This is a genomic window from Runella salmonicolor, assembly GCF_024158025.1.
GTDB classification, from domain to species: Bacteria; Bacteroidota; Bacteroidia; order Cytophagales; family Spirosomataceae; genus Runella; species Runella salmonicolor.
Window position 1 is genome coordinate 17,351 of the sequence record NZ_JAMZEL010000013.1, and the last position, 26,216, is coordinate 43,566.

Genomic DNA, 26,216 nt, shown 5'->3' on the forward strand with positions numbered 1-26,216 from the left:
TTTATTATATTTTAACAACATGCAAAAAACCGTCGTCATTGATATTGTAGGGTTGAGTGCCAACCTGTTGGGAGAACATACTCCTTTTTTGAGTAAATACGTTAAGGGTCGTCATATTACGCCCATTAAACCCGTTTTACCCGCCGTTACGACCACGTCTCAGAGTTGCTATGTAACGGGAAAATGGCCTTCAGAACACGGTATTGTGGCCAACGGCTGGTACGACCGCGATGACGCCGAAGTGAAGTTTTGGAAGCAGTCCAATAAACTCGTGAAAGCCGACAAGATTTGGGACGTGGCCAAAAAGCAAGACCCGTCGTTTACTTGCTCCAAAATGTTTTGGTGGTACAACATGTATTCTACCGCCGACTATTCGGTTACGCCTCGCCCCCAATACCACGCCGATGGTGTGAAAGCCCCTGATTGCTACGCCTATCCCGCGAGTCTGCGCGATGAATTGCAGAAGGATTTAGGACAATTTCCGTTGTTTAACTTTTGGGGCCCCAACGCCAACATCAAATCAACAAAGTGGATTGCCGATGCTTCGATGTGGGTAGACAACAAACACAACCCTACGCTTACGCTCATCTATCTGCCGCATTTAGATTATTGTTTACAAAAATTCGGCCCTGATTTCTCCAAAATCAGCAAAGAATTAAATGAAATAGACCAAATTGTGGAGGAGTTGGTGCGGTTTTACGAAGCCAAAAACACCAAAATTATCTTACTTTCGGAATATGGCATCAACGCCGTTAATCGGCCCGTTCACATCAATCGGATTTTGCGCGAAGAAGGCTTGATTGCGGTTCGTACCGAACGTTGGTACGAACTCTTGGACGCGGGTGCTTCCAAAGCCTTTGCCACCGCCGACCATCAGATTGCGCACATTTACCTCAACGACCCGTCGGTAAAAGCGCAAGTGAAAAAGCGGCTGGAACAGACGTCGGGCATCGAAATGGTGTTGGACGAGGCAGGCAAAAAGGCCCATCACCTCGACCACGAACGTTCGGGCGATTTGGTTGCGGTAGCCGCTCCTGACAGTTGGTTTACGTACTATTACTGGTTAGACGACACCAAAGCCCCCGATTATGCGCATTTGGTTGATATTCACCGCAAGCCAGGCTATGACCCCGTCGAGATGTTTATGGACCCAAAAAATCCATTTATTAAACTGCGGGCAGGTTACAAATTGGGTCGTAAGTTGCTTGGATTTAGATATTTAATGGATGTTATTCCCTTGGATGCTACCTTGGTCAAAGGCTCGCACGGGGGCATCAGCGCACCCAAAGAATTTTACCCGATTTGCGTCACTGACCAACCATTACCCAAAAAAGAATTGGAAGCGGTGGAAGTGTATGATGTGATTTGGGAGCATTTGGTTTCCTAAAAAGAAGTGCATCAACTTTTATCCGCTACCTCTATGAAGCATTTCCTCAAATCTCTGCTACTGATTGTAGGGGGATTGTTTATCGTCAATGGATGTAAGCCTAAAGAAGACCTACTGCCTGCACCCACTACAGAAGGGCTCAATACATTTGGTTGTAAAATCAACGGCAAGGTTTGGATAGCCAACGGCATTCGTAATGACCAAGGCCCCGCTGCCAAGGCCATAGAAGTAGAATTCAGAGAATTGAGTACTACTACTTTCTATTTGTTCATTCACACTAATGCAAGCACCAAAGACCGCGTTCAACTATCCCTCCCTAAAGGTATGGTGGGAACCAATCTATTGGAATATCGATACGACGAGCCTTTTGCCATTTATTATGATGACAGTTTTAGGCTTTTTACATCAAAATCAGGAAAAGTAGTCATCACTCGATTGGATAAGGTCAATCAGATTGTGTCAGGAACGTTTGAATTTGAAGGGGAATACATTGTTACCAAAGAAAAAGTGAAGATTACCGAAGGGCGGTTCGACATCAATATGAATAAGCTGTAATCAAGTCTTTTCTTAAATGGTAAATTACATCCCTAAGGCTCTTAGCGGGTCAAGGATTAAGCCCCGACAAATCAAATCACCTAATCCACCGCATTCTCCTCCAGATTAGGTATCTTTGCGAAATTTTTTTTCGTTTTAGTATCATGAATCTGTTTAACGTTTATCCGATTTACGACATCGAACCCGTCCGGGCGCAAGGCTCCTGGCTCTGGGACAGCAAAGGCGAGAAGTATCTCGACCTTTACGGCGGCCACGCCGTGATTTCTGTGGGTCATTGCCACCCGCATTACGTCGAAAAAATGACGGAACAGTTGCGACGAATTAACTTTTACTCCAACTCCGTCAGGATACCGTTACAGGATGAACTCGCCCAAAAACTCGGAGAATTGTCGGGCTGCCCAGATTATACACTCTTTTTGTGTAATTCAGGGGCCGAAGCCAACGAAAATGCGCTCAAATTAGCCTCGTTTTATAATGGTGGCAAAAAAGTAGTGGCATTTACAAAAGCATTCCACGGACGTACGGCGGGTGCGGTAGCCATTACCGACAACCCTTCTATTGTGGCGCCCGTAAACTACAACGCGCACGTTACATTTTTACCATTCAACGACGCGGAGGCCGTTCGTCAACACGATATGACGGATGTCTGTGCGGTGATTGTGGAAGGTATTCAAGGAGTGGGTGGGATTCAGGTGGCGTCGGAAGAATTCCTGCGCGCCATTCGTGAAAAATGCGATGAGACCAACACCACGTTTATCCTAGATAGTGTACAGTGCGGCTACGGACGTTCGGGTAAATTTTTCTCCAATCAGCATTACCCAAATCTCCAAGCCGACCTTTATACGACGGCCAAAGGCATGGGCAATGGCTTCCCGATTGCAGGCGTGTTGATTTCACCCAAGTTTCAGGCCAAATACGGAATGCTCGGCACAACGTTTGGCGGCAACCACCTCGCGTGTGCAGCAGGAATTGCGGTATTGGACATTATGAAGGATGAAAATCTGATGAACAATGCCACGGAAGTTGGAGAATATTTAATGAAAAGCCTGACCGAAATCGGTGGATACAAAGAACTACGCGGTCGTGGGTTGATGATTGGAATTGAATATGACTTTCCAGTAGAAGATTTACGGAATAAGTTACTCTTTGATTATAAGCTGTTTACGGGCGTTGCTGGCAAAAGTACCATCCGTTTGCTGCCTTCTCTGGCCGTAACAAAAGCAGAAGTAGATTTATTTTTAGAAGCATTGAGTAAAGAAGTACGCGTAATGGCGTAGGCCTTTGCTAGAATGATACGCAGTGCAGGATTCCTCAATCCTGCACTTTTTTTGTGCAGTTGCGGAGTGGCTATACTGAAAGCGATGGCAGCTCATACTTTTCAAAAAACTCAGGGTCGAAGTTGGCCTGTTGGAAGTTTTTGAGAACGTATTCAATCGTTTTCTTTTCTTTAATCCAAGCCTCACACACGGCATGGCGGAGTCGGGTGCCTAAGGCGTTGAAACCCGTGACAACCTCGCTTTCAGTGTGATAGTTGATGCGTATTGCTACTTCTTTGTCGGGATGTTGCCAATAAAAAGTGTTGATTCCTTCGGGTAATTTCGACGGTACATCCCCGTAGCTTTGGTATTCAAGGTCAAAAAATTTGGCTGAGTTGAAAAATACGCCCGGCTGGTAAGCGGTGCGTGTGCCACAAATCGTTTGCGCAACGGTTTCGCCCATGATGCGCCCCGTATACCAGATTTGTTCAATCGGTTTTCGGCCTTCCATCGGTGTTTGGTGCTCCACGCAATCGCCGATGGCGTACACGTCGGGTAGATTTGTTTCGAGGTATTCGTTGACCACAATCCCCCGGTTAATTTTCAGCGGAGAAGACCCCGAAGCAAGGAATGAAACATTGGGAGTCACCCCAATCGTGAGCCCTACCAATTGACATTCAATGGTTTCTCCTTTATTGGTTTCTATTCCTTCAACCCGTTTTTGTCCTTTGATTTCCTTGATTTCGGTATTGAAACGCAAGTCAAGGCCGTGTTTTTGCAAATGTTGCGTCACCAGTGCCGACTCTTCGTCGGGCAGAACGCCGTTCCAATAGCTTTTTTCGCGTACCAATAGCGTGACGGGAATGTGGCGCGTGTGCAGCATCTCGGCCAACTCCACCCCAATCAATCCGCCGCCTGCAATCACCGCTTTTTGGAGATTGGGCGTATTTTTTTCCAGTAATTCTAAGTCCTGATAACTATACAATCCCTGAACACCTTCCAAGTTGCGGCCTTTCCAATCGCCCATTTTTGGCACCGAACCCGTGGCTAAAATGAGTTTATCGTAGGTCAGTTCAGCAGAAATGATGACTTGCTGAGGCGTTTGTTTGGGTGCAACTTTTGTCAGCCGTTCCCACAGTGAGGGTTTGTAGTTGACCTGGTAACTATCGGGAGAAAGGTGGATTGATTTTTTGTCAAAATCAATAGTTTCAACGGTGCCGCGCACTAATTCAATGCGATTTTTAGCCCAAAACCAATCTTCGTAGGGTTTGAGGTGCTCGTATTTTTGGTGCCCCATGTACACGTACATCAACGCCGTACGGGAAAAAAAATGGTCGGTTTCTTTTGAAATAACCGTGATTCGGGCGTCGCTGTTTTTGCGAATATGCCGTGCTGCCGTAATTCCCGCAATACCGTTGCCGATGATGACGATGTGCATAAATGTAGAAGTTAAAATCCGCCGCTTTAGGGTATGAAAAGCAAAAATTACATCGGCATTGTTTTCATCCCTTTTGTTCCGATGCTCAATCTTAATCCAAAATCTTTTCCTTTACTCACATCTTCCAATTTTACCATTCTGCCGCCTTTGTCTTTCCAGAAAGCGACTTTACTTTGTTTTTTATCAATGACATATTTACCAGATAAATAAGTCTCAAACTGCGTCCAAAGCCCCTTAACAGAAGCGGCATCGTTGAGGTACACATCGACGCGAATACCATTGAGCAATTGATTTTTATCGAGATAATACATCACATCAATCGCCTCAAAATTTTCGGTTTCGTACGTGAATCCGACGTGGTCGGTGCTGTCTTCAAACAATTCAAATGACTCCAACTCCTTGATTTTACTGATAGGGTCGCCAAACTTCACCCCACGAAAATCGCCTCCTGGTTTTCCCAAAACCGTTTGGAGCAACTCAGACTGACTGGTATTGGGAACATTCGTTGTTGGGCCAGATAAAGAATCTACGGCTGGTTTTTCGGCCTCGCCTGCCTGCTGATTCTTCGTGTCGCATGAGCATATCCAGATAGCGCTGATGGCTACCAAAAATGTAAAACAAATTTGTTTTGTAAAATTTACTTTCATTGGTTAGAGATATGATACTAGTGCGAAAGTAACATATTTACGGAGTTCGTCGCAATTAATGGTTTTTTTAAAAGCTAAAATGAAAAGTTTTTTATAAAATATTCTATTTTTGAAGGAGAAGAACGCCCCCATAAGCGATTCTCTTAACCTATGAAACACCATTTTACTGCTTTCTTTCTGATTGCTTCTTTGTTATGTGTCTACGAAGTGAAGGGTCAAATTCGATTATTCGGGCAAATAATTAACAAAACAACCCAGAGACCCATCAGTGGGGCATCCATCCAAATGCTTAATTCCAACGTCGGTACTACCTCCGACAGCAGTGGAAATTATACCCTTACGGTGCCTTCGACGGGCTTCAATCTACGGGCTACGGCCGTGGGGTATTATCCCAAAATGCGCTATTTTGAACCTAAAAAAGATACCCGTTATGTGTTTGAATTGGCCGAAGAATTTAAGCAGTTGGACGAAGTAACGGTCAAAACCAACCGAGAAGACGCTAATGTTTCAAGCATCGAAATGAGTACGCTGAAGCTGGATACCAAGAGCCTACGGCGTATCCCTGTCGTGTTTGGCGAAGCCGATATTATCAAGGCGCTTTTGCTTCAGCCGGGGGTATCAACGGTGGGTGAGGGGGCGGCGGGTTTCAACGTGCGGGGTGGGCGTACCGACCAAAATTTGGTGCTTTTGGACGAAATGCCGCTTTTTAGTACGTCACACTTGTTGGGGTTTTTTACAAACGTAAATCCTGATGTTGTGCAAGACGTTACGCTTTATAAAGCGGGGATTCCAGCCCAATACGGCGGGCGACTTTCGTCAATGATGAACATAAACCTCAAAAACGGTAATCCCAATAAAATCAATTATCAGGCAGGTGCAGGCAACGTCAGCGCACGATTGGTGGCCGAAGGGCCGTTGGGCAAAAAACTTACATTTATCCTTGGAGGACGCATTGCCTATCCCAATTGGATGATCAAAAGATTTCCTGATAATATCCGCAACAGCCGGGCTTTTTTCTACGACTTGAATGCTAAACTGCGCTACCAAATCGGTAAAAACCAGCAACTCACGCTGTCTACGTACTTGAATCACGATGATTTTAAATTTCCCGACGACACTGTGTATAGTTGGAATGCCAAGGCTGCGTCGTTGCAGTGGAATGCGCAATTAAACGACCGACTTTCTCTCAGTGCCGCCGCTGTTTATAGCGATTATGCCTTCCAGATGGAAGGCATCAAAGAATTTTATCGGTTTCGATTTCAGTCGGGAATTACGCACAAGGAGTTAAAAACGAACTTGATTTTTGCCCCGTCTGAAGCACATCGACTCGACGTGGGCGCAAGCATGATACGCTACGACGTTGCCCCGGGTTATCGCACTCGTGTTGATGATGAAAGCAACATCAATCCCAAGGCCATTGCCAACGAGCAAGCCTACGAGTACAGTGCTTACGTGAGTGAGGAGTGGAACGTGGCGCGTTGGCTTACCGTTCAGGCGGGGTTGCGCTACGCGGTCTTTGCGTTGGTAGGCCCCAAGACGGTGTATAATTACGAAGCGGGTGTACCGCGCGCACCCGAAACAGCTACCGAAAGTACGCAGTACAGTTCTGGTCAAAAAATTCAATCTTATGGCGGTTTTGAGCCACGTGTTTCGTTGCGAATCGGATTGAGTAAAATGCATTCTATCAAACTGAGCTACAACCGTACGCGTCAGTATTTGCACCTTATCACCAACACAACCGCTATTTCGCCCGCTGATTTTTGGAAATTGAGCGACAATTATTTACCACCTCAGGTAGCCGACCAGTATGCGGCGGGGTATTATCTCAACCTGAAAGACAATGTGTACGAGTTTTCGGTAGAAGGCTATTACAAAAACATCAGCTCATTGTTGGAAGCTAAAAATGGGGCCATTTTGTTACTTAATCCCCAACTCGAAACGGCGCTTATCACTGCCCGTGGGCTGGCTTATGGCATAGAATTGAGCGCAAAAAAGAACAAAGGCCAATTTACGGGACAGGTCAATTATACCTACGCCCGTACCTTTATCCAATCGCTCAGTACGTTTGCGTTGGAGCAGATTAATCAGGGCAATTGGTTTCCCGCCAATTATGACAAACCGCACATTCTCAACGTAGCCGCTAATCTCACGCTGGGGCGTGGTTGGTCGATGTCGTCCAATTTTACGTACAATACTGGCCGCCCTGCCATTTATCCCGACGGCAATTACAGTGTAGCGGGCTATCCGTTGATTAATTATTCGCGGCGTAATGCTGATCGAATTCCTGATTATCACCGCCTCGACTGGGCCATTACCAAGAATACCCGGCAGAATAAAGAACAATTGCGGTACAGTACGTGGGTGTTTTCGCTGTACAATGTTTACGGACGGGAGAATCCTTACTCGGTCTATTTTGCTCGGTTCAACCGCATAACGCGGGCCTATCAATTGGCGGTGTTTGGCAGCGTTGTCCCTGCGTTATCGTGGAACTACAATTTTTAGTGATTGCAGGCAATTAAAGCCTCCAGTTGGCTCCCAAAATCTCACTTTACAATTATATTCATTGGCATGAGAATCATCAGAAATAGATATAATAAATTCATTCTGGCAAGCGTACTTTCCGTTCTGTTCGTTTCGTGTATTCGAGAAATTGACCTTGCCTTGCGCGTCGAAAAACCCGTTTTGGTAGTAGATGGAATGATTACGAATGAAGCCCCTCCTTACAACGTCAAGCTCACCTACACGGGCGTATATGAAGCTTCCAATCGCATCAACGAAAATCAGGCCGTTAGCGGTGCTCGCGTTAGCATCACAGATGACCAAGGCCTGAAAACGCAATTGGAGCAGGTACTGGAAGAGCCCGGAAAGTACCAAACAAACGACCCGCAATACTGGGGTCGGGTGGGGCGTTCGTACACGCTTACGGTGGAGCTCCCCAACGGAGAAGTGTATGAATCAAGCCCTGAAAAATTAATGGCAGTGCCCGAAATTGATAAATTGTACAGTGAGTTTACCGAAAATGGTAGCGGTGACCAGCGCGTAGGATACAACGTATTTCTGGATGCTAAAGACCCCAAAGATGCCCCCAATTATTACCGTTGGCAGGCCATTGGCTACCGGATGCGTTTGGCGACGGGAGTGCTTAATCCTTTTTCGGGCGCCATGGAAAACAAACAGTGTTGGCAATCCTTTAAGAAGGAAACAATAGACATCGAAACCGACGTGGATTTTGACGGGAATACCATCCAGAAACGGCTGATGCTTTACAGTCCTGCGTATTCCAACGGGCAATACTTAATCGAAGTGACGCAGATGTCGCTGTCACGCGAGGTATACCAATTTTGGCGACGGATGAACGAACAATTGACCCGTACGGGCAGCATTTTCGACCCGCTGCCTAGTCCAGTTGAAGGCAACATTTCGCTCAAAACAAACCCCAACAAATTGGCGTTAGGGTATTTTGGTGCTTCGGCTGTTTCCAAAAAACGCCTCATTATTTTTGAAACCGACGAGGCCAAACGGCAACGCATTGAGGTATCATCCCAGCCTTTTGTTCCAACGGGAGGATGTACGAATCTTTTTCCAGGGACCACTCCTTTCAAACCAAGCGGTTGGTAAAAACACCTCCACTATGAAAACATTCTCGGTATTTTATTGGACAATTCTCGCGGGGCTGGCACTTGCGTGTGAGCCTGCGCTTATAAATGAAGAGACAGTCCCACTCGAAACCCTCAAACTGCGATCCGTTACGCCCGATTTTGCCAAAAATTCCGTTACCATTCAAGGCGAAATTTCGGTAAATACAGACGTTGAATTTGGGTTAGTGTACGGCACCACCGCGAAACCCACCGTGGGGGGGCAACAGGTGTCGCTGCAATCGAGTGGTACCACTTTGTCAGGAACCATCAGCAACTTGAAGGCTGGGCAGCGGTATTATTTTCGGTTGTATTCCAAAAAAGGTTCGGATGTGTTGTACAGCAATGAACGCAGCGTAGTTTTGAGTGCAGGTTGGCGGCAACTGGCGTCGCTCAAATTTGACGGCCAACCGCTACCTTACGGCTGGATGAGCGAGTCGTATGGAGGATTGGGTATTTCCGTTTTTACCCGCACGAATCTAGCTTCCGAAAGCACTGGGCAACAGTGGAATTATTTTGGAAGTGGCGAATGGCAGGCCAATCGAAGCGGGACAACGTCGTTGCCGGCGCGTTATAACCCCATTTATTTGCCTTATTCTGACCAAACAACGTATTTCTTTGGCGGTGGCTATTATTATTCGCCCGAACCAAGCCCCACCTACACGTACCAAAAGTTTTTTGATGATTACCGCGACGGCGCGGCTCTCGACTATCCCGGCGACGATGTGCCCACGGTACAATTTGCCATTGGTGCCAATCTCCCCGATTTGTATGTGCTTGAAGTGGGCAATCAATACCGACTCTGGAAGTACCAAAATCGTACAACTCCAACGGGCTGGGATTTGGTCTCTGGTGCCGAATTTCCCCAAAAAAACCTAAAAAAGTTGTTGGCCTTTACGGTGGGAGAAAAAGGTTTTATTCTTTCTGAAGAGGACGGAAGCCTGTGGGCATTTGACCCGAATAAGAATCAATGGACTATCCGGAAAAATACACCCTTCAAAGGCCGTCAGCGAGGCTCGGCGATTTCGATGACCAAAGGCGGGGTGTATGGATTGGGTATCGACGTCAAAACGGGTGAAGGCTACCGCGATTTGTGGCTCTACGACGACAAAGCGGACACTTGGAGCTATCTGACCGACTATCCAGGCGAAGGAAGTGCCAACGTAACAGTGGTAGGGCGTAACAACCGCATTGGGTTTATGATGGGTTATCGCGCCACCACCACCGCTATCGGCACCGCTGAATTCAGCGTAGCGAAAGATGCGTGGGTGTATGAGGTGAAGTGAGAAGTTCAGATAAGAGTTAAAACTCCCGTCCAAACGAAAAATAAGGCCGTGCTTCTCCGAGGTGATTGATGGAGTAATTGAGGTGCCCCACAAAATTGTACCAAGATACGAAGTCGATGCCGATACCTCCACCTGCCAAAAGGCGATTGGCCAATTTGCTGTTGTTGAGCTCTGGGTATTGGTTATGAGAATATCCGAAATCGGCGTAAATATTGGGATAAATGGCAAGCGGGAAGGTATTAAACTGACGAAATTTGATGAGTTTGCTCAGGTTAAACGTTCGGTTAAGCAATTGATACCGAAGATTGGTTTTTGCGTACCCAAAATGCTGACCATCAACTACATATAACTCATATCCGCGCACCAAATCACCCCCGTAACCTAAGCCACGAATCTGCAAAAAGGGTTGCTTGCCTGGCGTTGAAAATTTAACTTTGGTCTGGTAACTGAAAAAAAGCTTTTTGGCCAAAGGAACGTACTGCCCGAAGCTAAGCGTAGCTTCAGATAAACGGACGTCATCTTTGGGTAAAATGCCCGATTGACTGACATTAAAACCGTAATAAAATCCTTTCAGGGCGTATTGCCCACGGTCGCGGCGGTCATAAAAGTGCGAATAGGAAAGTTGAAGGTAATTTTGACGTTTGATACCGTTGAGGAAATAATTCGGGTTGAGGCGCGCGATGGTGTCGGTGACGGAAGTAATGGAATATTGGGCGCTAAACGAGTGATGGCCGTAAAATTTGGGCCGGTGCGTAATGGTCAGGTAAGGTACAATTCGCTCGCGGGTGCGACTTTCGCTGCCCAAAAACATCAATTTGTCGTTGTTGGTACGGTAAGCCAAGGTGCGATTTGTAATCCGTAATATACCGATGGTCAAGCCCATTCGTTGTTTTTTGTCGAGATAAGGCGTTGAGTAGTAAATATCTAAACGGGGAATAAAACCAAATTCCGCTCGCAGTCGTAGGCGGTCGTTATTGCCAGTCAGGTTTTGGTGGAGGGCATAAACGCCGTAAATCGTTCGGCTAAAATCCCGGTCGCGTTCGTACCACCATTCATTAAAGTTGCGGTCGGCCAATTGAAACACCGGAAACGCCAGCATGTACCATTGTTCTTTCACAATGACGTCAAGGTCAATCTCTTTTAGATTCCCGATACGCTTGCCGTCGGCGGTAATGTACACGAGTTGAGTGGTATCAACTACGGGTTTTTGTTTTAATTCGACCGTTACAAATAAGTTGGTATTCAGGATTTTACGGCGGTCATATTCGAGCAATGAATCCAGTTTTTGTCGGGTTAGCGTATCGGCAGCGCGCACGTCCATCTCACGCCGAATGATACGTTCACGTGTGCGAAAATTGCCCGTGAAAGTCACTTGACGCACTATAATTTTTTCAGTAGTATCCGCAGAAATACCCGAAATGGTTAACCAAAAAGCGTGAAATAGGTTGAGAAGAAGCATCTATGGTTTCTCTAAATAAAGAAAGTTTAATTCTTTGATTATAGAGAACCCCTTATCCGAACTGATAAAAGGAAGCCCTACTTCTATTGCAGTAGCTGCAATAATGGCATCAGGCAACTTAATTTTGTACCTCTGACGAATCCAAATACAACGGTCTTTAATATTTGTATTCATGTCAATAATAAAACACTCGTCAAGAAGTTTTCGAAGCAGTGTTTTTTCGGGTTTTGAAAGACTGAATTTCCCCAAAAGTTCTATTTCTGTAATGTATGAAATAGCAAAATGATAGTCCAGAAAAGGTTCAACTATACCATTACCCTCATGTACATAAATCAAAAAGTTAGTATCTGCCAAAAAATCAATCCCATTCATTTCTGATTTTCTTTTGGTAATCTAACCCGTCGATTTGTCTTTTTAACGCTCCAAAATGCTTTCTTAAACCTTTGGAGGGCCCTGCTGTTTTTATCTTCCTTATGATTTCTTCAATCTTTTTGTCGGAAGTATTATTTTTGATTACCACTGTCATAGTACTAAGGCTTTTTACAAAAATAACAGGAATTTTAGTTTACTCAATAAACCCATATTTAACTTTGGCTTTCTCTCTCGACATGGCATTGTAGTGCCACCATTCGGTCTGAATAGACGTGTAGCCCGCTTTTATCATCACGCGTCGGAGCAATTTACGATTTTCTAATTGTTGCTTGGTGAGCTTGCCCGATTTCAGCATGGCGGTTTCGCGGCGTGGCTCGGCCAGTTCTCCAAAAAAATCAAAAATGGTGCCCATGTCCAGCGGTTGGCCTTTTTCATCGGCAATGGTCAGGTCGACGGCGCAGCCAAAATTATGAATTGAGCCGCGCGCGGGGTCGGCCACAAAATCTTCGCGACGGTTGTAAGGTAAGTGGCTCATGCGCGCCCAAAAAATCTTGGTTACACTTCGCGGGCGGGCCCCGTCGTAGACTAAGAGTGTATAATTGGGCTTTTCTTGTTTCAGAAATTTATTGGCTTTTACCAGTTTTTCGGCGGCCATGGGTTGCAGATATGCCCGCTCCAAATCGCCATAAACATCTTCTTTGATAAAATTATCGGTGGTAGAGTACTTCAATTCTACTTTGAGGGTAGGGTCCAATTTCTGAACATCCACCAAGCCACGGTCAATGAATTTTCGTTCAAAGGCACTTATTTTCGTTTGACCATAACCAGTCACGCCCAGCGTCATAAGGACCCCAGCGACAATTGTTTTAGGTATCATATACTTCTTTATCACTACGCTCAACGAATCTTTAACGCCAAACAATAGCCCAACCGTGTTATAATGGCGTATTTCTTTTGTTGTAGCTTTTTTCGGAAAGTCAAAAATAAGCATTGTTTATTCATATTTTTTAAAAAACCATTTCATACAACGGTAGCTACTCCGCTGAGCCTGCTTTTGTATTCGTCTGTTCGTAGTTTAAAACAAACCTTTAACAAGAGATGAAATTCAAACCAAAAGACATGACGGTATCGCGCCGGGACTTTGTTCAGAAAAGTGCGATGGCCGTGGGTAGTTTTTTTATTGTTCCTCGCCACGTATTAGGGAAGGGCTTTACGGCTCCTTCTGACAAATTGAATTTGGCCGCCATTGGTGCGGGAGGAAAAGGAACCAGTGATATTTTTAATGCGTCCAACAACGGCGTTAATAACGTAACGGCTCTTTGTGATGTAGACTACAAGCAAGCCGCCAAGTCCATCGAGCGTTTTCCAAACGCTGCAAAATACAAAGATTGGCGGGTAATGTTTGAAAAGGAAGGGAAAAACATTGACGCGGTCACTATTTCAACTCCCGACCACAACCACGCGGTCATTGCAATGGCGGCGATGCAACTGGGCAAACATGTCTATGTACAAAAGCCCCTCACGCACAATATATACGAAGCACGTATGCTTACCGAAGCCGCGCGCAAGTACAAGGTAGTGACGCAGATGGGAAACCAAGGCGCCTCAAATCCCGCACAACGCCAAATGGTAGAGTGGTTTGATAAAGGCATGATTGGGCCAGTTCATACCGTTCAGATTTGGACTAACCGCCCTGTTTGGCCGCAAGGTATTCCTACTCCCACGGGTAAGCCCGATATGCCTGAAGGTATTGCTTGGGATCAGTGGATTGGCCCCGCACAGATGGTAGATTATCACCCTGGCTACCACCCGTTCAAATGGCGCGGCTGGTGGAACTTTGGAACTGGTGCTTTGGGCGACATCGGCTGCCATACCATCGACACTCCTTTCCGGGTGTTGGGACTGAACTACCCTACCGAGGTAGAGTGCAGCGTGGGCGCGGTCTTTATCAAAGATTGGCAACCAGAGTGGATTCCAGAAGGATGTCCGCCGTCGTCGTCGGTTGAGATTAAGTTCCCAGCTACGGCCAAGAACAAAACCGAAATGAAAATGATTTGGATGGACGGCGGTTTGCGGCCTTTCCACCCCGATTGGATTCCAGCAAGTGAGCCCCTCAGCACAGATGGCAACGGAGCAAACGGGGTATTAATGATAGGAACGAAGGGTATCATTGCTTGCGATATGTACGGCAATAACCCTAAGATTTATATGAAAAACGGGGATAAAATCGTAATGGCGAAAGACAGCAAATATGCTGCGCCAGTCAATATGCCTGAGTATGGCCATCAAATCCACTGGACAGAAGCTTGTAAAGCAGGATTCGGCAGCGACAAGCACAAAGGCTTAACATCGTCGTTTGATTACTCAGGACCTTTGACCGAAACGGTGTTGATGGGTAACTTGGCCATCCGTAGCTACATGCTCCGCAAGCCGCAAGGCAACGGCTTTGATTATTACGGCCGCAAGAAACTCTTGTGGAACGGTACGGACATGAAGATTACTAACTTCGAAGACGCCAACCAATTTGTGTCACGTCCTTACCGCGACGGCTGGAAATTAGTCTAAACGATTGGGTGATAAACCAGAAGAGCCGCAAAATGTTTGCGGCTCTTTTTTTGTAATTATCCTTAAATGCTGCAATGATTTATTTCTTTTTGCGCAGATATACATTGCCGTGGGTAGTGCGAATGGAAATTTTGGTTTGTGGGTCATTGAGGACGTATTTGGGGGCGTTACGGTCGCTGTCCCAGAATTTATACTGCCCATCCGAAAATGAATAGTAGGTGGCGTTTTGGCCAGCTATAACGACATTTTCATCAGCGCCGTACGTTCTGATTCCGACCACATTGGGAGCCGAAGCATTACCGCGAATGGTTGCGGCTCCGCTGGTCGTTCCTTGTATTGGTTGACCAACGATTACTGTAGGTTCTCCGTTTGATTTCCACGCGTTAGCGGCCATTTGTCGGTCCATTTGGGCTTTTTTTGCGATTTCACGCACATTCTCGGCCGTTTTCTTCTCTTCTTCTAAGGTTTTAGGATCAGGGGTGTAAGGTTTTAAATCCAAGTCAGTAAACATGTTGCCCTCGGAAGAACTGACGCTGAACAGTACCTTTGCTTTGTCCGAAACCGTCACGTCGATATTATCACCATAACTGACAATAGAAGAAGGCTTTTCGGGCATTTTCTCGTCGTAAACCACTTTAATTTTGCCCTGGCTGGAGTTGGCTACAATCGGGCCGGTAACGTCAGTAAGCGTGATATCTTCGTAATTGGTGTTGACCTCAATGCTCCCTTCCATGCCTGAGATAGACATCCCCAATTCGTTGCAAGAGCAAGAGTTGCGCTTTTTCACCACCAATGATAATTCTTGCGGAATTTTAATTTTATAAGTGGCTTTCCCTTTCATTACTACGTTGATTTTAAGCACATCACCGTTGGCATTGGCCGTCAAACCAAGGTTTGTATTGTCTACTCCTCCCGCCGACAACGGGCGAAGGCCGTCGGCTTCTTTGGGTACATCGGGTACATTTTGGGCTTCGATGATGATTTCGTCGCCCTTATATCCTTCAATGTCAAGTTGTTTGGCGTCGATGTCCATAATTACCCGTTTATTGGCTCCGCTAAACTTGGTCTTGAAGGTTTTGGGGTCTTGGGCAAAAGTGCTGCTGGCAATGACCAACGTACACACGAAAAGCATGAATTTTTGCATGGCTTTATCTGAAATTATTTAGTTTTAAATTGAGTGATTTTGAACCCGTAGAGGGCAATAGGTATGCGTATATTAATCAGTAATCATGGCCAGTTCTCCGATACCGCTTCCGGCCAAAAGCCGCACGGACCTGTCCACTTTTTCGTCTTTTTGGAGTTGTTCAAAGATGGGCAAACTTTCTTTTACGCGCATTCGCACCAGTGTTTCGATGAGCGTTGTTTGCTCGGTAGGTTCAGATGTTTGGGTAAGTTGATTGACCAATACTTTTTTGACTTCGTCGGTTTGTTTAAATCGCTCCAGTGTTTCGATGGTGGATAGGCGCACGTTCAAACTTTCATCTTCTCGCAGGGTTTTGATTAAGGCCTGAATAACGGCAGGCTTAGGGTTGTTGAGCGCCGCGGCATAATTAAGCCCCTTGAGTCGTTCCGAAGCCGATTGGTCTTTCAAAAGACTTAAAATCACCAATTCCTGCGTCATTTTCATCTCCCTTCTCAGCGTTGCAATTTGTTGGGAAATCGTTTCTTCTTTTGGCTTTTTCTTGGGTTGGTCGGTTAAATTGACCGCCTCTGTTACGGTTTCGGGTAATGATTGTTGGCGGTCAATGGATTTCGAGACGGGTGGCGTGGCGGTGATGGTCCGGTATTCAATTTGCGTAGGAGCAGTTTGACGGCCGAGCCAAAACGTAAACACTACACTCGCTACGGCAGCGGCATACTTCAGGTACGTGAGCCACGGCTGAGGCTTGAGCGCTACAATTGTAGTTTCAAGCATTTTTTCACCTTGCAGCGAACGATAGAACACGGCATCCATTTCGTCGTCGGTTTCGGCTTCGGCATTTTGGAGGTCCTGCCAAACGCGCTTCAACTCTTCTACCTCTTTCCGCAACACGGGGTCGGTAGTAAGCCGCTGCTCAAACACAATCCGTTCTGCCTCAGAAAGATGCCCCATCAGGTAGTCCGTTATGATTTGTTCGTTTAACATCGTCTTTTTACGTTTGGTAATCGTTGAAGAAGTTTTGAGAAATGGCCGATTTTATTTCTCTCTTCTTTGCTATTCACTGCTTACATTAAAATATAAATCCCGTAATTTCTGCATGGCCCTGAACACCCGCACTTTCACATTGGCGACCGATAGACCCAGCGTTTGACCGATTTCTTCGTAACTCATATTTTGAAACCGGCTCAGCAACAGCACTTCGCGGTATTGGTCGGGCAACTGGGCCAATGCGTTATGCAAATACTGGTGCTGTTCTTCCGTTTCGTCATACGACTCACCCATGTCCAGAACATCGGCAAGGTCGGAGTACGTCGGGTTTTGTTTGAGGTAATCAAAAAAAACATTGCGGGCAATCTCCAACACCCACGTACGAAACGAGGCGCCTTCACGATACGTATGCCGATAGCGCAACATGCGCAGAAATACCTGTTGGGTCAAATCCCGGGCATTTTCACGGTCGCTTTGTCGGTAAAGGAAGAAGTTCAGCAACGACTTTTTGTAGCGTTCGTACAAGATGGCCGCCTTGTCTAAATCTCCTTGGCTTACGGCATACATGGCCTGTTCGTCGGTCATGGGCTGTTTGGGTTTTCATAGAGAGATTACTGAACGAGAGGGGAAAGGTTACACTGGGGGAACAGAAAAATATTGAACCGAAGAATATAAAATGTAAAAGTGTTGGTATACAGAGGTTTATAGGTGTATCTTTTTTGAAATATAAATAAAAATACCCGTTCTCGAAAATAATACGAAAACGGGTAAATGAATGCTGTGAGAAGAAGTGAAAAGAAAAACTGCTTTTTTATTGAATCATCTGTAAATCAGAGAATTAGTTTTCATAGTGCCCCATACATGCGACCACTATAATTGTTTCATCGGTGACTTTATACACAATCCGATGTTCTTGGGTGAGTCTTCTCGACCAATACCCTTTATAATCATGTTTTAAAGCTTCGGGTTTTCCTTTACCTTCAAAAGGCGTGCGTGCAGTTTCAGTAAGTAAATCAACTAGTTTTTTCCAAAGCTTAGCGTCTTTTCGTTGCCATTCGCTGAATTCTTCCCAAGCTGAAGGCTCAAAGCGAATACTTCTCATCCAATCGTACTGGCTTGTTGCTGAATAGCTTCCCAATCGGGCGCAATTAGCTCTCCCTCGTTTTCGATGTGATGTATTCTGCGAAGCAATTCTTTCTTGGGAAATGTTTCTTTAGACACTTCGCTAATCGTAAAGTTGAGTGCCTTGGCAAGTTCTTTCAGTACTGCCAAATGTTTTTGATTCACATTCTCTAACACTACATTCATAATGTTGTTGCTTTTGGAATACAATATTAATTAAAATCTAACCCAATTCCTCCAAAATTCGCTTCAATACTGCTTGCGCTGACCATACACGGTTGCCAGCTTGTTCTATTACGATAGATTGTTCACTATCAAGGACTTCGTCGGTTACTTTCATGTTGCGTCTTACGGGCAAGCAGTGCATGAATTTACCGTTATTGGTCAATTCCATTTTTTGTTTTGTAATCATCCACGAAGCGTCTCTTGTAAGCACTTGGCCGTAGTTTTGGTACGAAGACCAGTTTTTGGCGTAAATAAAATCAGCGCCCGCAAAGGCTTCGTCCTGATTATAAATCACTTTGGCATTGCCCACGTAGTTGGGAGACAATTCGTAGCCTTCGGGGTGCGTTACTACGAATTCTACATCACGGCGGTTCATCCATTCACAAAACGAATTGGCGACGGCCTGCGGCAATGCTTTAAAATGCGGGGCCCAAGTCAAAACAACTTTAGGGCGGGCCGTGGTTTTGTATTCTTCGATGGTGATACAATCGGCCAACGATTGCAGGGGGTGCCGCGTGGCCGATTCCAAGTTGACGATGGGTACACCAGCGTATTTTTTAAACTGCGTCATGACCGTTTCGGCATAGTCTTTTTCGCGGTCTTGTAAGCCCGCAAATGCCCGCACGGCCAAAATATCGCAGTATTTTCCCATTACCGCCGCTGCTTCTTTGACGTGCTCGGCGTTGTTACCATCCATTACTACGCCTTCTTCCAATTCCAATCCCCAGCTGTCTTGACCAACATTGAGCGCCATGGTGTTCATGCCCAAGTTTTGGGCAGCGCGCTGAGTGCTTAGGCGCGTCCGAAGACTTTGGTTGAAAAACAATAAACCGATGGTTTTGTGTTTACCCAAGTGTTCAAACGCAAAAGGAGATTGTTTGTGCCGAAGGCCTTCCTGCACAAGGGCATCAATGTCGGTGACATCGTGAACGGAAATGAAATGTTGCATCGTTAAAAAATGAAGGTGGATTGCCTAAGCGGCAGTAGTATGCTGAAACAAAATTGCAAAATTGTTTCAATACCGACCTATTTTAAAACAATACCTATAAAAAGAGGGGAATTAAAAGTTAATATAACTTTCAATTCCCCTCTTTTGCAGAAATATGATTTTTGATATTAAATCCCTACGGCTTTTTTGAATTCGTCGTCGGTTGGTTTGATTTTAGAAGCAAAGAAGTGGGTCAGTTTTCCATTTTCGTCTACTACATACTTGCAGAAGTTCCACGATGGGGCTTTGTCGTTCCAGCCATTAAGCGATTTGGTCGACAACCAGCGGTACAACGGATGTTGGTTTTCGCCAGTTACGTCAATTTTAGAGAACATTTGGAACGTAACTCCGTAGTTTTTTTGACAAAAAGTGGCAATTTCTGAATTAGAGCCAGATTCTTGCGACCCGAAGTTGTTGGCAGGAAAACCCAGAACTACGATTTTGTCGCCGTATTGCTCATGGAATTTTTGCCAGTCAGCGTACTGAGGAGTGTATCCACAGGCAGAGGCTACGTTGAGCAACACGATTTTTTTGCCTTTGTATTTGCTCAGTGAGATGTCTTCGTTGCCCATCAGGGCTTTCATTTTGTAATCGTACACAGAGGCAGTCGGTTTAATGTTTTCGGTGTTGGAATTGATTTCTTTTTTATCGGCAAAAAGGCCCGTAATGATTGATAAAAGCATAACAAAAAGTAATTTAATGGTTGCCATCGGTTACATGGTTTTGGGTGAGTATTACAGTTTTATAACCAACCGTTAGGGAAGATTGTTCAGATAATGAAGGGATATCTTCTGTAAAAATCAAAATGCGCCCAATATCTCTTGGTACGAAATCAAAAAGATAGCCGCCACTGCCAGAACCAAACCCAATTTGTTGAGTGGCTGGAGGGTTTCTTTAAATAAAATCCACGCCAAAAAGGCCGACATCAGCATACTTAGTACATTATAAATGGGAAAAACAAAGGCCGCGCTATTGCCAAAATCGCTCAAAGCTCCCAAAAGAAAATAGAAAGACAAAAAGTTGGGAACCCCCAGAATTAATCCTCCGACAATGCTCCGTAGGCTTACTTTTTCGTTGGCTGTTAGTACCTTAAAAATCAAAAAAACGGTGCCTACCAAAATCGCTCCCGTGCAAGCCAGCGCGGTGAAAAGGGCCGATTGCTCAGGACGATAAAAAGTGGCGCTGACATAGTTGATGAGCGTGTTGTTGGTGCCGCTGCCCAAAAACAATAATACTGGCAGAAACAACACCCAACCCGTTTTGGTTGAATGATTGCTACCTTCTTTTTTGATGGTGCTAAACGCCAATGCCAACAGGGCCACCAACAAGCCCAGGTAATTCAGAAAAGTAAAGTCTTTGTTGTTGTTTTTAAAGACAAACAATCCAAACAAAACGGGAATGACCAGCGACATATTTCCCGCCAATGACGCGGCGGTTACCCCCACTTTGGTAGTGGTAAAACCAATAAGCACAAATACGATGACGAACATTGTACCGAGTGCCAGCGTTAGCAAAGTAGGGGTGGAGGTCCAATCAGCACTGAAATAATGGCGGCGGTCGGGCATCAACGCGAGCCCCATTGCTACGCAGGTGTAATAATTGAAAATGACCGCGTGGAGAGGATTGACTCGGTATTTTGTAAATGACCGCATAATCAAGTACAGAGAAACTGTAAAAACAACAGCAAGAATAAAGTTGATCATCGGAAGTAAAGTGAATAGTTGAGGGCGAGCGAGTTGGTATTAACGGTGCGATTTTAATGAAAACGTTTATCGAAACAAAAACAGTCCGTAATATTGCACTCTCAAAATCTGAACACCAAAGCAGTATGCAATTAGATAGAACACTGGCACCTGATTTTCGTACCATTGAAACGGTACAGTTTCCTACTCCCCAATCGGTGGTGCTGGACAATGGCCAACCGCTTTACGTCATCAATGTCGGCGAACAACCCGTGGTTCGTTTGGAGGTGTTGTTTGAAGCCGGAACATGGCATGAACAAGTCGAAGGAGCATCGTTTTTTGCGGTAAAGATGCTTTCTGAAGGAACCAAAAAACATACCTCGGCCCAAATAAGCGGACATTTTGACCAAATCGGTGCGTTTTTGGAATTGAGTCACACCCCCGACCGCGCCAATGTGATGGTGTACGGTCTGACCAAGCACTTAGAAACGATATTAGAAATGGTGTCGGAGATGTTGCACGAGGCGACGTTTCCCGAAAAAGAATTTAACGATATACGCAATATCACGCTCCAAAATCTGCGGGTTAACCTTGAAAAAAGCGCTTATGTAGCGACCAATACCTTCAAGGAGCGGCTTTTTGGTTCTGCGCACCCATACGGGAGAGTGCAGAAAGAAGAGCGAATCACGGCACTATTGACTTCTGATTTGGAAAATTTTTATCATCAACGCATCAAAGCCCGGCCGTTTCGCGTATTCTTATCGGGGCAGGTCGGCGAGGCAGAAATTGCGCTTGTGAATAAATTTTTAGGACAACATTCTGTTTCAGAGCCCCTTCTGCCCAATATAACGCCAGAGATTGCTCCTCAAACGGAGCCGTATTGGTTGGAAAAAGAGGATGCAGTTCAGTCATCGGTGCGGGTAGGACGTAGACTTTTTAAGCGTCAGCATCCTGATTTTTATCGGATGGTGGTGGCCAATGAGGTCTTTGGTGGCTATTTTGGTTCGCGGTTAATGAAAAATATTCGGGAAGAAAAAGGCTTTACATACGGAATTTCGGCGAGTGTTGTGCCGATGCGTCAGGAGGGATATTGGGTAATCGGGACCGACGTGAAGAAAGAATTTGCGCAGGCCACTTTGGATGAAATTCAAAAAGAAATTGGCATCATGCAAAATGAGCTTGTCCCTGCCGAAGAGCTTGAAGTGGTTAAAAATTACTTGGCAGGAGAGTTTGCAGGCTCGTTAAATACTCCTTTTGAAATCGCTGACCGTGTCCGGCTTATGGTGTTGGAAGGCTTGGATGTCGATTTTTATTCCAACTATATCCAACGTTTACGCGTCGTAACGGCAGAGGAAATCCAATCAATGGCGCAGCAATACTGGAAATGGGAAGAGTTGCAACGTGTTATTGTTGGGTAGTTTTTCTCAAAAATTAAACTGAATAACTAATAAATCGTGCAAAAGCACTTCAAACGAATGAAGCAATTAGTAGTGGCGGTTTTGGCCGCATTGAGTATGGTATCTTGCCAGAAAGTTCTGGAAAATGAGGCTGAAAAAAATTATGAATTGAACGAAAAGGAGATTCAAAGCTATATCAGCGCCAATAATCTTACGATGGAAAAAAGTGCTACGGGGCTTTATTACAAGTTTACGGCCACTAATCCTACGGGGCTGAAACCCAACGTCGGCGATCAGGTTTCGATTCACTATACCTTGTTTAAGTTGAATGGGGTTGGTGCCAAAATTGATAGTACCGAACGCCTAAAAAATAAGCCCTTTACGTACATTTACGGGGTAAATTCGCTCATCCCAGGCATGGACGAAGCCATCTCCATCATGCGCACCGGCGACCGGGCTTTGTTGCTAATGAATCACTTTTTGGCTTTTGGGGCGCAGTCCGACGATATTCTGCCTGCTTATTCAGCGCTAGGTGCCGATGTAGAACTGGTGAAAGTACGTAATGAAAGTCAGCAAATTGAAGACTACATAAAAGAGAAAAAACTGACCGTGACGGAAGTGACTTCTACGGGGTTACGTTTTATTCAGACCACCACCACCACCGACGCCAAAGTAGCTCCGGGCGATGTAGTTCGGGTAAAATATACGGGTAAGTTGTTGAATGATAAGCAATTTGATTCGGGTGAAATCCAGGTTCGCCTTGGCGGGGGCAGCGTGATAAAAGGTTTTGAGGAAGGAATCAGTAAGTTGCGTTATAACGAAAAGGCAACTTTAATTTTCCCTTCTTCACTCGGCTACGGCGTGCAGGGTTCTGGCAATGTTATCATGCCTTACTCACCGTTATTGTTTGAAATAGAAGTGTTGAAGTAAGACCGTAACCATGCTTTTTAATGATATGTGTAGAGCCGCAATTCATTGCGGCTCTACGTTTTTAAAACCTTTTCAGGGCCAATTCAGCTACGGTTAGACCGATAGATAGCGAGGAGGTAGCCGCTGGCGACGGGGCGTTGCATACATTGATGGCATTGGGGCGCTCAATAATGCTAAAGTCATCCAACAAGCCTCCGTTGCGGTCGCAGGCCTGAGCGCGGACACCCGCGCCACCGGGAATGAGGTCGGATTCCTGAATTTCGGGGATAAGTTCTTGCAGGGCTTTGGTAAACGCCGCTTTTGAAAACGAACGATACATTTCCCCCAGTCCTGTTTGCCAGTATTTGGCGGCTACTTTCTGGAATCCAGGCCAAGTCAGGGTTTTCCACAATTCGCGGGCGTGGATGTCCAGTTTTTTGTATCCTTCGCGTCGGAAAGCCAACACGGCATTGGGGCCTGCCTCTACGCCGCCGCCAATCATGCGCGTAAAATGCACCCCCAAAAAAGGAAAATTGGGGTCTGGAACGGGGTAAATTAAGTTTTTAACCAAGTATTGTTTTTCGGGTTTGATTTCGAAATATTCACCCCTGAACGGAATAATGCGTAAATCAATCGGCGTTTGTTGCGTAAATTGAGCCACCTTGTCGGAATACAGCCCGGCGCAGTTGATGACCAATTTGGTTTCGTAAAAATTTTGGGCCGTAATCACCATCGATAGGTGGTCGTTTTGGCGAATCTCAACCACGCGCTGACCAAAGTTGATTTGTCCGCCTAATTTCTGGAAGTTTTCGGCGTATTTTTCACAGACTACTTTATAGTTGATAATGCCCGTCTGCGGCACAAAAAAACCTTTGATTCCTTTTACGTGCGGCTCATATTCGCGCAAACCCGCTGCATCCAGCATTTTAAAGCCTGTCAGACCGTTTTGGGCGCCGCGCTCGTACAGCCCGTCCAAAATAGGCACTTGTTCGGGGCGAGTCGCGACCACGATTTTGCCACAAAGGTCGTAGGGAATACCTTCTTTTTCGGCAAAATCCAACAGCATTTTGTAGCCTTTGATGCAGTTGGTGGCTTTTAGGCTGCCGGGTTTATAATAGAGGCCCGAGTGAATCACCCCGCTATTGTGTCCTGTTTGGTGAACGGCCACTTCGTGTTCTTTTTCAATGACCAGTACCTTTAAGTGAGGACTTTTTTCCTTTATTTTTAAGGCGGTGGCAAGACCCACAATTCCTCCCCCTATGACGGTGATGTCGTATATTTTGTTCAAGGTCGTTTTGCGTTTTATATGGTGCAAAGTTAGGGTAAACTCCTTAATTTTGACACATGAAGAAAACCTTAATCGAGCTCTATACTGCTTTTTTTGCCTTCAAAGACTACGTGTTCAGGGAATGGATTATGTACATTCCGTTTTATGCCATACGACGATTTTTTATCAAACAAACCGTTAAGCGGTTGGGTAAAGGAGGATTTGTGATGATGAAAGCGGAGTTTCGAGACGGGAAAAATATCGAAATCGGTGATTATTGTTTCATCAACAAATACAGCCTTTTGGACGGGCGAGGTGGTAAACTTATTGTTGGCAACAACGTTGACATTGCCCAAGAAGTAAATATCTGGACGCTTTCCCACGACCCGCATGATGACTTTCACGGCGTAGTGGGAAAGGATGTTTTCATTGAGGATTATGTGTGGATTGCCTCCCGCGCTACCATCATGCCGGGCGTTCGTATTGGGCGTGGAGCCGTGGTGGCGGCGGGTAGTATCGTGACCAAAGATGTACCTCCGATGACCATTGTGGCGGGTAGCCCCGCCAAAATCGTAGGCCAACGCAAAAGCGAATTAAAGTATCAACTTGATTGGCAGCCTTGGTTTAAGTAAAGGCTTTTGCCCTTATCCTTGAGACAGTCTTGTGGATTTTACTCAATCCCTCTGAACAACCGATTCCAGCGAATTTTATTCAAAATGGACTTAGGATTCGGGTCGATGGACATCCACGTAAAGAGCGCTTTTCCTACTATATGGTCGGCAGGAACAAAACCCCAAAAGCGCGAATCAGCCGATTCGTAGCGGTTGTCGCCCATCATAAAATAATAATCTTGTTGGAAGGTATAACTCGTCAGTATCTTGCCGTCAATGCTAATTTTACCATCCTTTACCACTACGTTGTTTGGGTCATTGTGGTCGAAAAATTTAATGGCGTTGGCATATTTTGCTACGTTGGCGGAGTCCAACTGAATCGTCCATCCTTTCTTGGGCACTTGAATTGGTCCCCAAAACTCCTGATTTTGAGGAATGGCCTTTGGAAAAATACCCGCCTCGGCGGTGTTGGAAGCATACTGACTGATGTGCGTAACACTGCGAACGAACGAATGTTTTTTCAGATTGTCAACAATTTGGGGTGTTGTTCGGATCTGATATACAAATGTATTGGGCTTGGCAGAGTCGGCAGGATAATTTCCGTAATCCTGAATGTCTTCATTTTCAAAAAAACGGTCGTCCAACAAATCGCCAGATTCCAAACGGTAATAAAATACTGCCGTCGGCGGCACGGCGGCGGGTTGGCCGTTGATGTATACGACGGCCTTTTTTATTTCAACTACATCGCCACTGACGGCCACGCATCGCTTGATGAAGTTGTTGCGTAAGTCAACAGGAAAGTGTTTGTAGCCTCCGTCGCCGCGCGCCACGTCTTCAAAAGGCTCATCGGGGTCGCCTGGATAGTTGAAGACCACTACGTCGTTGCGTTTTACGTCGGTAAAGCCTGGCAAACGGAACACTGGAAGCTGAATCAAGGTCGAAAAAGAGGGGATTTTTGTGCCCCAAATGGTTTGATGCGTCAGCGGAATCTGTAAAGGCGTAGCTGGTGTGCGGGCGCCGTAATGGAGGTTGCTTACAAAAATAAAATCGCCAATCAGAATCGTTTTCTCCATCGACGACGACGGAATAACGTAGGGCGTAAAGAGCAACCAACGAATGAACGTGGCCGCCACAACTGCAAAAACAATAGAATCAACCCACTCTCTAAAGGCCGACTTTTTTGGATTTTTTGATTTGCTTTCGGCTGTTTTTACTTCCATCATGGCGGTAAGCGTTTTTATTATATTCTTTGGGCAGACGCCAGCGGCGGCCGCTGTGGGCCTGCCC

25 protein-coding genes are annotated in these 26,216 nt (G+C 45.7%); 10 read left to right on the plus strand and 15 right to left on the minus strand.

Annotated elements, in window-relative coordinates:
- The first annotated feature begins 19 nt into the window (after positions 1-19).
- The 3 genes from NCI00_RS23535 to NCI00_RS23545 all read left to right on the plus strand — a co-directional run bounded on the left by NCI00_RS23535 (position 20) and on the right by NCI00_RS23545 (position 3,219).
- On the plus strand, positions 20-1,387 hold the full coding sequence (locus tag NCI00_RS23535) for an alkaline phosphatase family protein (RefSeq protein ID WP_253531869.1): 1,368 nt from the start codon (positions 20-22) through the stop codon (positions 1,385-1,387).
- Positions 1,388-1,420: 33 nt separating this feature from the next.
- The gene (locus NCI00_RS23540) at positions 1,421-1,942 is read left to right on the plus strand and encodes a Riean_0653 family protein (protein ID WP_253531870.1); all 522 of its coding nucleotides are present in this window, start codon (positions 1,421-1,423) and stop codon (positions 1,940-1,942) included.
- Positions 1,943-2,082: 140 nt separating this feature from the next.
- Positions 2,083-3,219, plus strand: a complete 1,137-nt coding sequence (locus tag NCI00_RS23545; RefSeq protein WP_253532028.1) for an aspartate aminotransferase family protein — start codon at positions 2,083-2,085, stop codon at positions 3,217-3,219.
- Positions 3,220-3,289: 70 nt separating this feature from the next.
- On the opposite strand, the gene NCI00_RS23550 is transcribed toward NCI00_RS23545, so the two are convergent.
- Together NCI00_RS23550 and NCI00_RS23555 are read right to left on the minus strand one after the other, a co-directional pair.
- Positions 3,290-4,636 carry an NAD(P)/FAD-dependent oxidoreductase gene (locus NCI00_RS23550; protein ID WP_253531871.1) on the minus strand — a complete coding sequence of 449 codons (1,347 nt, stop codon included), beginning with the start codon at positions 4,634-4,636 and terminating at the stop codon, positions 3,290-3,292.
- Between the two features lie 47 nt (positions 4,637-4,683).
- A complete protein-coding gene (locus NCI00_RS23555) occupies positions 4,684-5,283 on the minus strand; it encodes a hypothetical protein (RefSeq protein ID WP_253531872.1) in 600 nt (199 codons plus the stop codon).
- Between the two features lie 150 nt (positions 5,284-5,433).
- On the opposite strand from NCI00_RS23555, the gene NCI00_RS23560 reads away from it, so the two are divergent.
- From NCI00_RS23560 to NCI00_RS23570, 3 genes are all read left to right on the plus strand, one after another.
- Positions 5,434-7,785, plus strand: coding sequence for a TonB-dependent receptor (locus NCI00_RS23560; RefSeq protein WP_253531873.1), 2,352 nt, complete (start codon positions 5,434-5,436; stop codon positions 7,783-7,785).
- 66 nt (positions 7,786-7,851) lie between these two features.
- Complete coding sequence (locus NCI00_RS23565) at positions 7,852-8,901, plus strand: DUF4249 domain-containing protein (RefSeq protein WP_253531874.1); 1,050 nt, start codon at positions 7,852-7,854, stop codon at positions 8,899-8,901.
- Positions 8,902-8,914: 13 nt separating this feature from the next.
- Positions 8,915-10,204, plus strand: a complete 1,290-nt coding sequence (locus NCI00_RS23570; protein ID WP_253531875.1) for a Kelch repeat-containing protein — start codon at positions 8,915-8,917, stop codon at positions 10,202-10,204.
- A 16-nt stretch (positions 10,205-10,220) separates the two neighbouring features.
- Here the strand turns inward: NCI00_RS23570 and NCI00_RS23575 are convergent, their stop codons facing one another.
- From NCI00_RS23575 to NCI00_RS23585, 3 genes are all read right to left on the minus strand, one after another.
- Positions 10,221-11,663, minus strand: a complete 1,443-nt coding sequence (locus tag NCI00_RS23575; RefSeq protein ID WP_253531876.1) for a BamA/TamA family outer membrane protein — start codon at positions 11,661-11,663, stop codon at positions 10,221-10,223.
- The gene (locus tag NCI00_RS23580; protein WP_253531877.1) at positions 11,664-12,035 is read right to left on the minus strand and encodes a type II toxin-antitoxin system VapC family toxin; all 372 of its coding nucleotides are present in this window, start codon (positions 12,033-12,035) and stop codon (positions 11,664-11,666) included.
- A gap of 193 nt (positions 12,036-12,228) precedes the next feature.
- On the minus strand, positions 12,229-13,026 hold the full coding sequence (locus NCI00_RS23585; RefSeq protein WP_253531879.1) for a M15 family metallopeptidase: 798 nt from the start codon (positions 13,024-13,026) through the stop codon (positions 12,229-12,231).
- 107 nt (positions 13,027-13,133) lie between these two features.
- Here NCI00_RS23585 and NCI00_RS23590 point away from each other — a divergent pair, with 107 nt between their 5' ends.
- On the plus strand, positions 13,134-14,600 hold the full coding sequence (locus NCI00_RS23590; RefSeq protein ID WP_253531880.1) for a Gfo/Idh/MocA family protein: 1,467 nt from the start codon (positions 13,134-13,136) through the stop codon (positions 14,598-14,600).
- 79 nt (positions 14,601-14,679) lie between these two features.
- On the opposite strand, the gene NCI00_RS23595 is transcribed toward NCI00_RS23590, so the two are convergent.
- The 8 genes from NCI00_RS23595 to NCI00_RS23630 all read right to left on the minus strand — a co-directional run bounded on the left by NCI00_RS23595 (position 14,680) and on the right by NCI00_RS23630 (position 20,715).
- Positions 14,680-15,744 (minus strand): DUF4097 family beta strand repeat-containing protein, encoded by a 1,065-nt coding sequence (locus tag NCI00_RS23595; protein ID WP_253531881.1) that lies wholly within the window; start codon positions 15,742-15,744, stop codon positions 14,680-14,682.
- A gap of 72 nt (positions 15,745-15,816) precedes the next feature.
- A complete protein-coding gene (locus NCI00_RS23600) occupies positions 15,817-16,725 on the minus strand; it encodes a HEAT repeat domain-containing protein (protein WP_253531882.1) in 909 nt (302 codons plus the stop codon).
- A gap of 69 nt (positions 16,726-16,794) precedes the next feature.
- Complete coding sequence (locus tag NCI00_RS23605; protein WP_253531883.1) at positions 16,795-17,313, minus strand: RNA polymerase sigma factor; 519 nt, start codon at positions 17,311-17,313, stop codon at positions 16,795-16,797.
- A 253-nt stretch (positions 17,314-17,566) separates the two neighbouring features.
- A complete protein-coding gene (locus NCI00_RS23610) occupies positions 17,567-17,830 on the minus strand; it encodes a Txe/YoeB family addiction module toxin (protein WP_253531884.1) in 264 nt (87 codons plus the stop codon).
- On the minus strand, positions 17,827-18,036 hold the full coding sequence (locus NCI00_RS23615; protein WP_253531885.1) for a hypothetical protein: 210 nt from the start codon (positions 18,034-18,036) through the stop codon (positions 17,827-17,829). The genes NCI00_RS23610 and NCI00_RS23615 overlap by 4 nt, the downstream gene beginning before the upstream one ends.
- Positions 18,037-18,073: 37 nt before the next feature.
- Positions 18,074-19,024: an N-acetylornithine carbamoyltransferase gene (locus NCI00_RS23620; protein ID WP_253531886.1), complete on the minus strand. Its 951-nt coding sequence runs from the start codon at positions 19,022-19,024 to the stop codon at positions 18,074-18,076.
- 167 nt (positions 19,025-19,191) lie between these two features.
- Entirely contained in the window at positions 19,192-19,773 is a 582-nt protein-coding gene (locus NCI00_RS23625) for a glutathione peroxidase (protein ID WP_253531887.1), read from the minus strand.
- Between the two features lie 90 nt (positions 19,774-19,863).
- Positions 19,864-20,715, minus strand: coding sequence for an EamA family transporter (locus NCI00_RS23630; protein WP_253531888.1), 852 nt, complete (start codon positions 20,713-20,715; stop codon positions 19,864-19,866).
- 107 nt (positions 20,716-20,822) lie between these two features.
- On the opposite strand from NCI00_RS23630, the gene NCI00_RS23635 reads away from it, so the two are divergent.
- Together NCI00_RS23635 and NCI00_RS23640 are read left to right on the plus strand one after the other, a co-directional pair.
- Complete coding sequence (locus tag NCI00_RS23635) at positions 20,823-22,163, plus strand: M16 family metallopeptidase (protein ID WP_310586790.1); 1,341 nt, start codon at positions 20,823-20,825, stop codon at positions 22,161-22,163.
- A 57-nt stretch (positions 22,164-22,220) separates the two neighbouring features.
- Positions 22,221-23,072: an FKBP-type peptidyl-prolyl cis-trans isomerase gene (locus tag NCI00_RS23640; protein WP_253531889.1), complete on the plus strand. Its 852-nt coding sequence runs from the start codon at positions 22,221-22,223 to the stop codon at positions 23,070-23,072.
- Between the two features lie 61 nt (positions 23,073-23,133).
- Here NCI00_RS23640 and lhgD read toward each other — a convergent pair whose 3' ends face one another.
- A complete protein-coding gene (lhgD, locus tag NCI00_RS23645) occupies positions 23,134-24,330 on the minus strand; it encodes an L-2-hydroxyglutarate dehydrogenase (RefSeq protein ID WP_253532032.1) in 1,197 nt (398 codons plus the stop codon).
- Positions 24,331-24,395: 65 nt separating this feature from the next.
- Between lhgD and NCI00_RS23650 the strand changes: the two genes are divergently transcribed.
- Positions 24,396-24,950: an acyltransferase gene (locus tag NCI00_RS23650; RefSeq protein WP_253531890.1), complete on the plus strand. Its 555-nt coding sequence runs from the start codon at positions 24,396-24,398 to the stop codon at positions 24,948-24,950.
- A 38-nt stretch (positions 24,951-24,988) separates the two neighbouring features.
- Here the strand turns inward: NCI00_RS23650 and lepB are convergent, their stop codons facing one another.
- On the minus strand, positions 24,989-26,152 hold the full coding sequence (gene lepB / locus NCI00_RS23655; RefSeq protein ID WP_253531891.1) for a signal peptidase I: 1,164 nt from the start codon (positions 26,150-26,152) through the stop codon (positions 24,989-24,991).
- Positions 26,153-26,216: the final 64 nt, after the last annotated feature.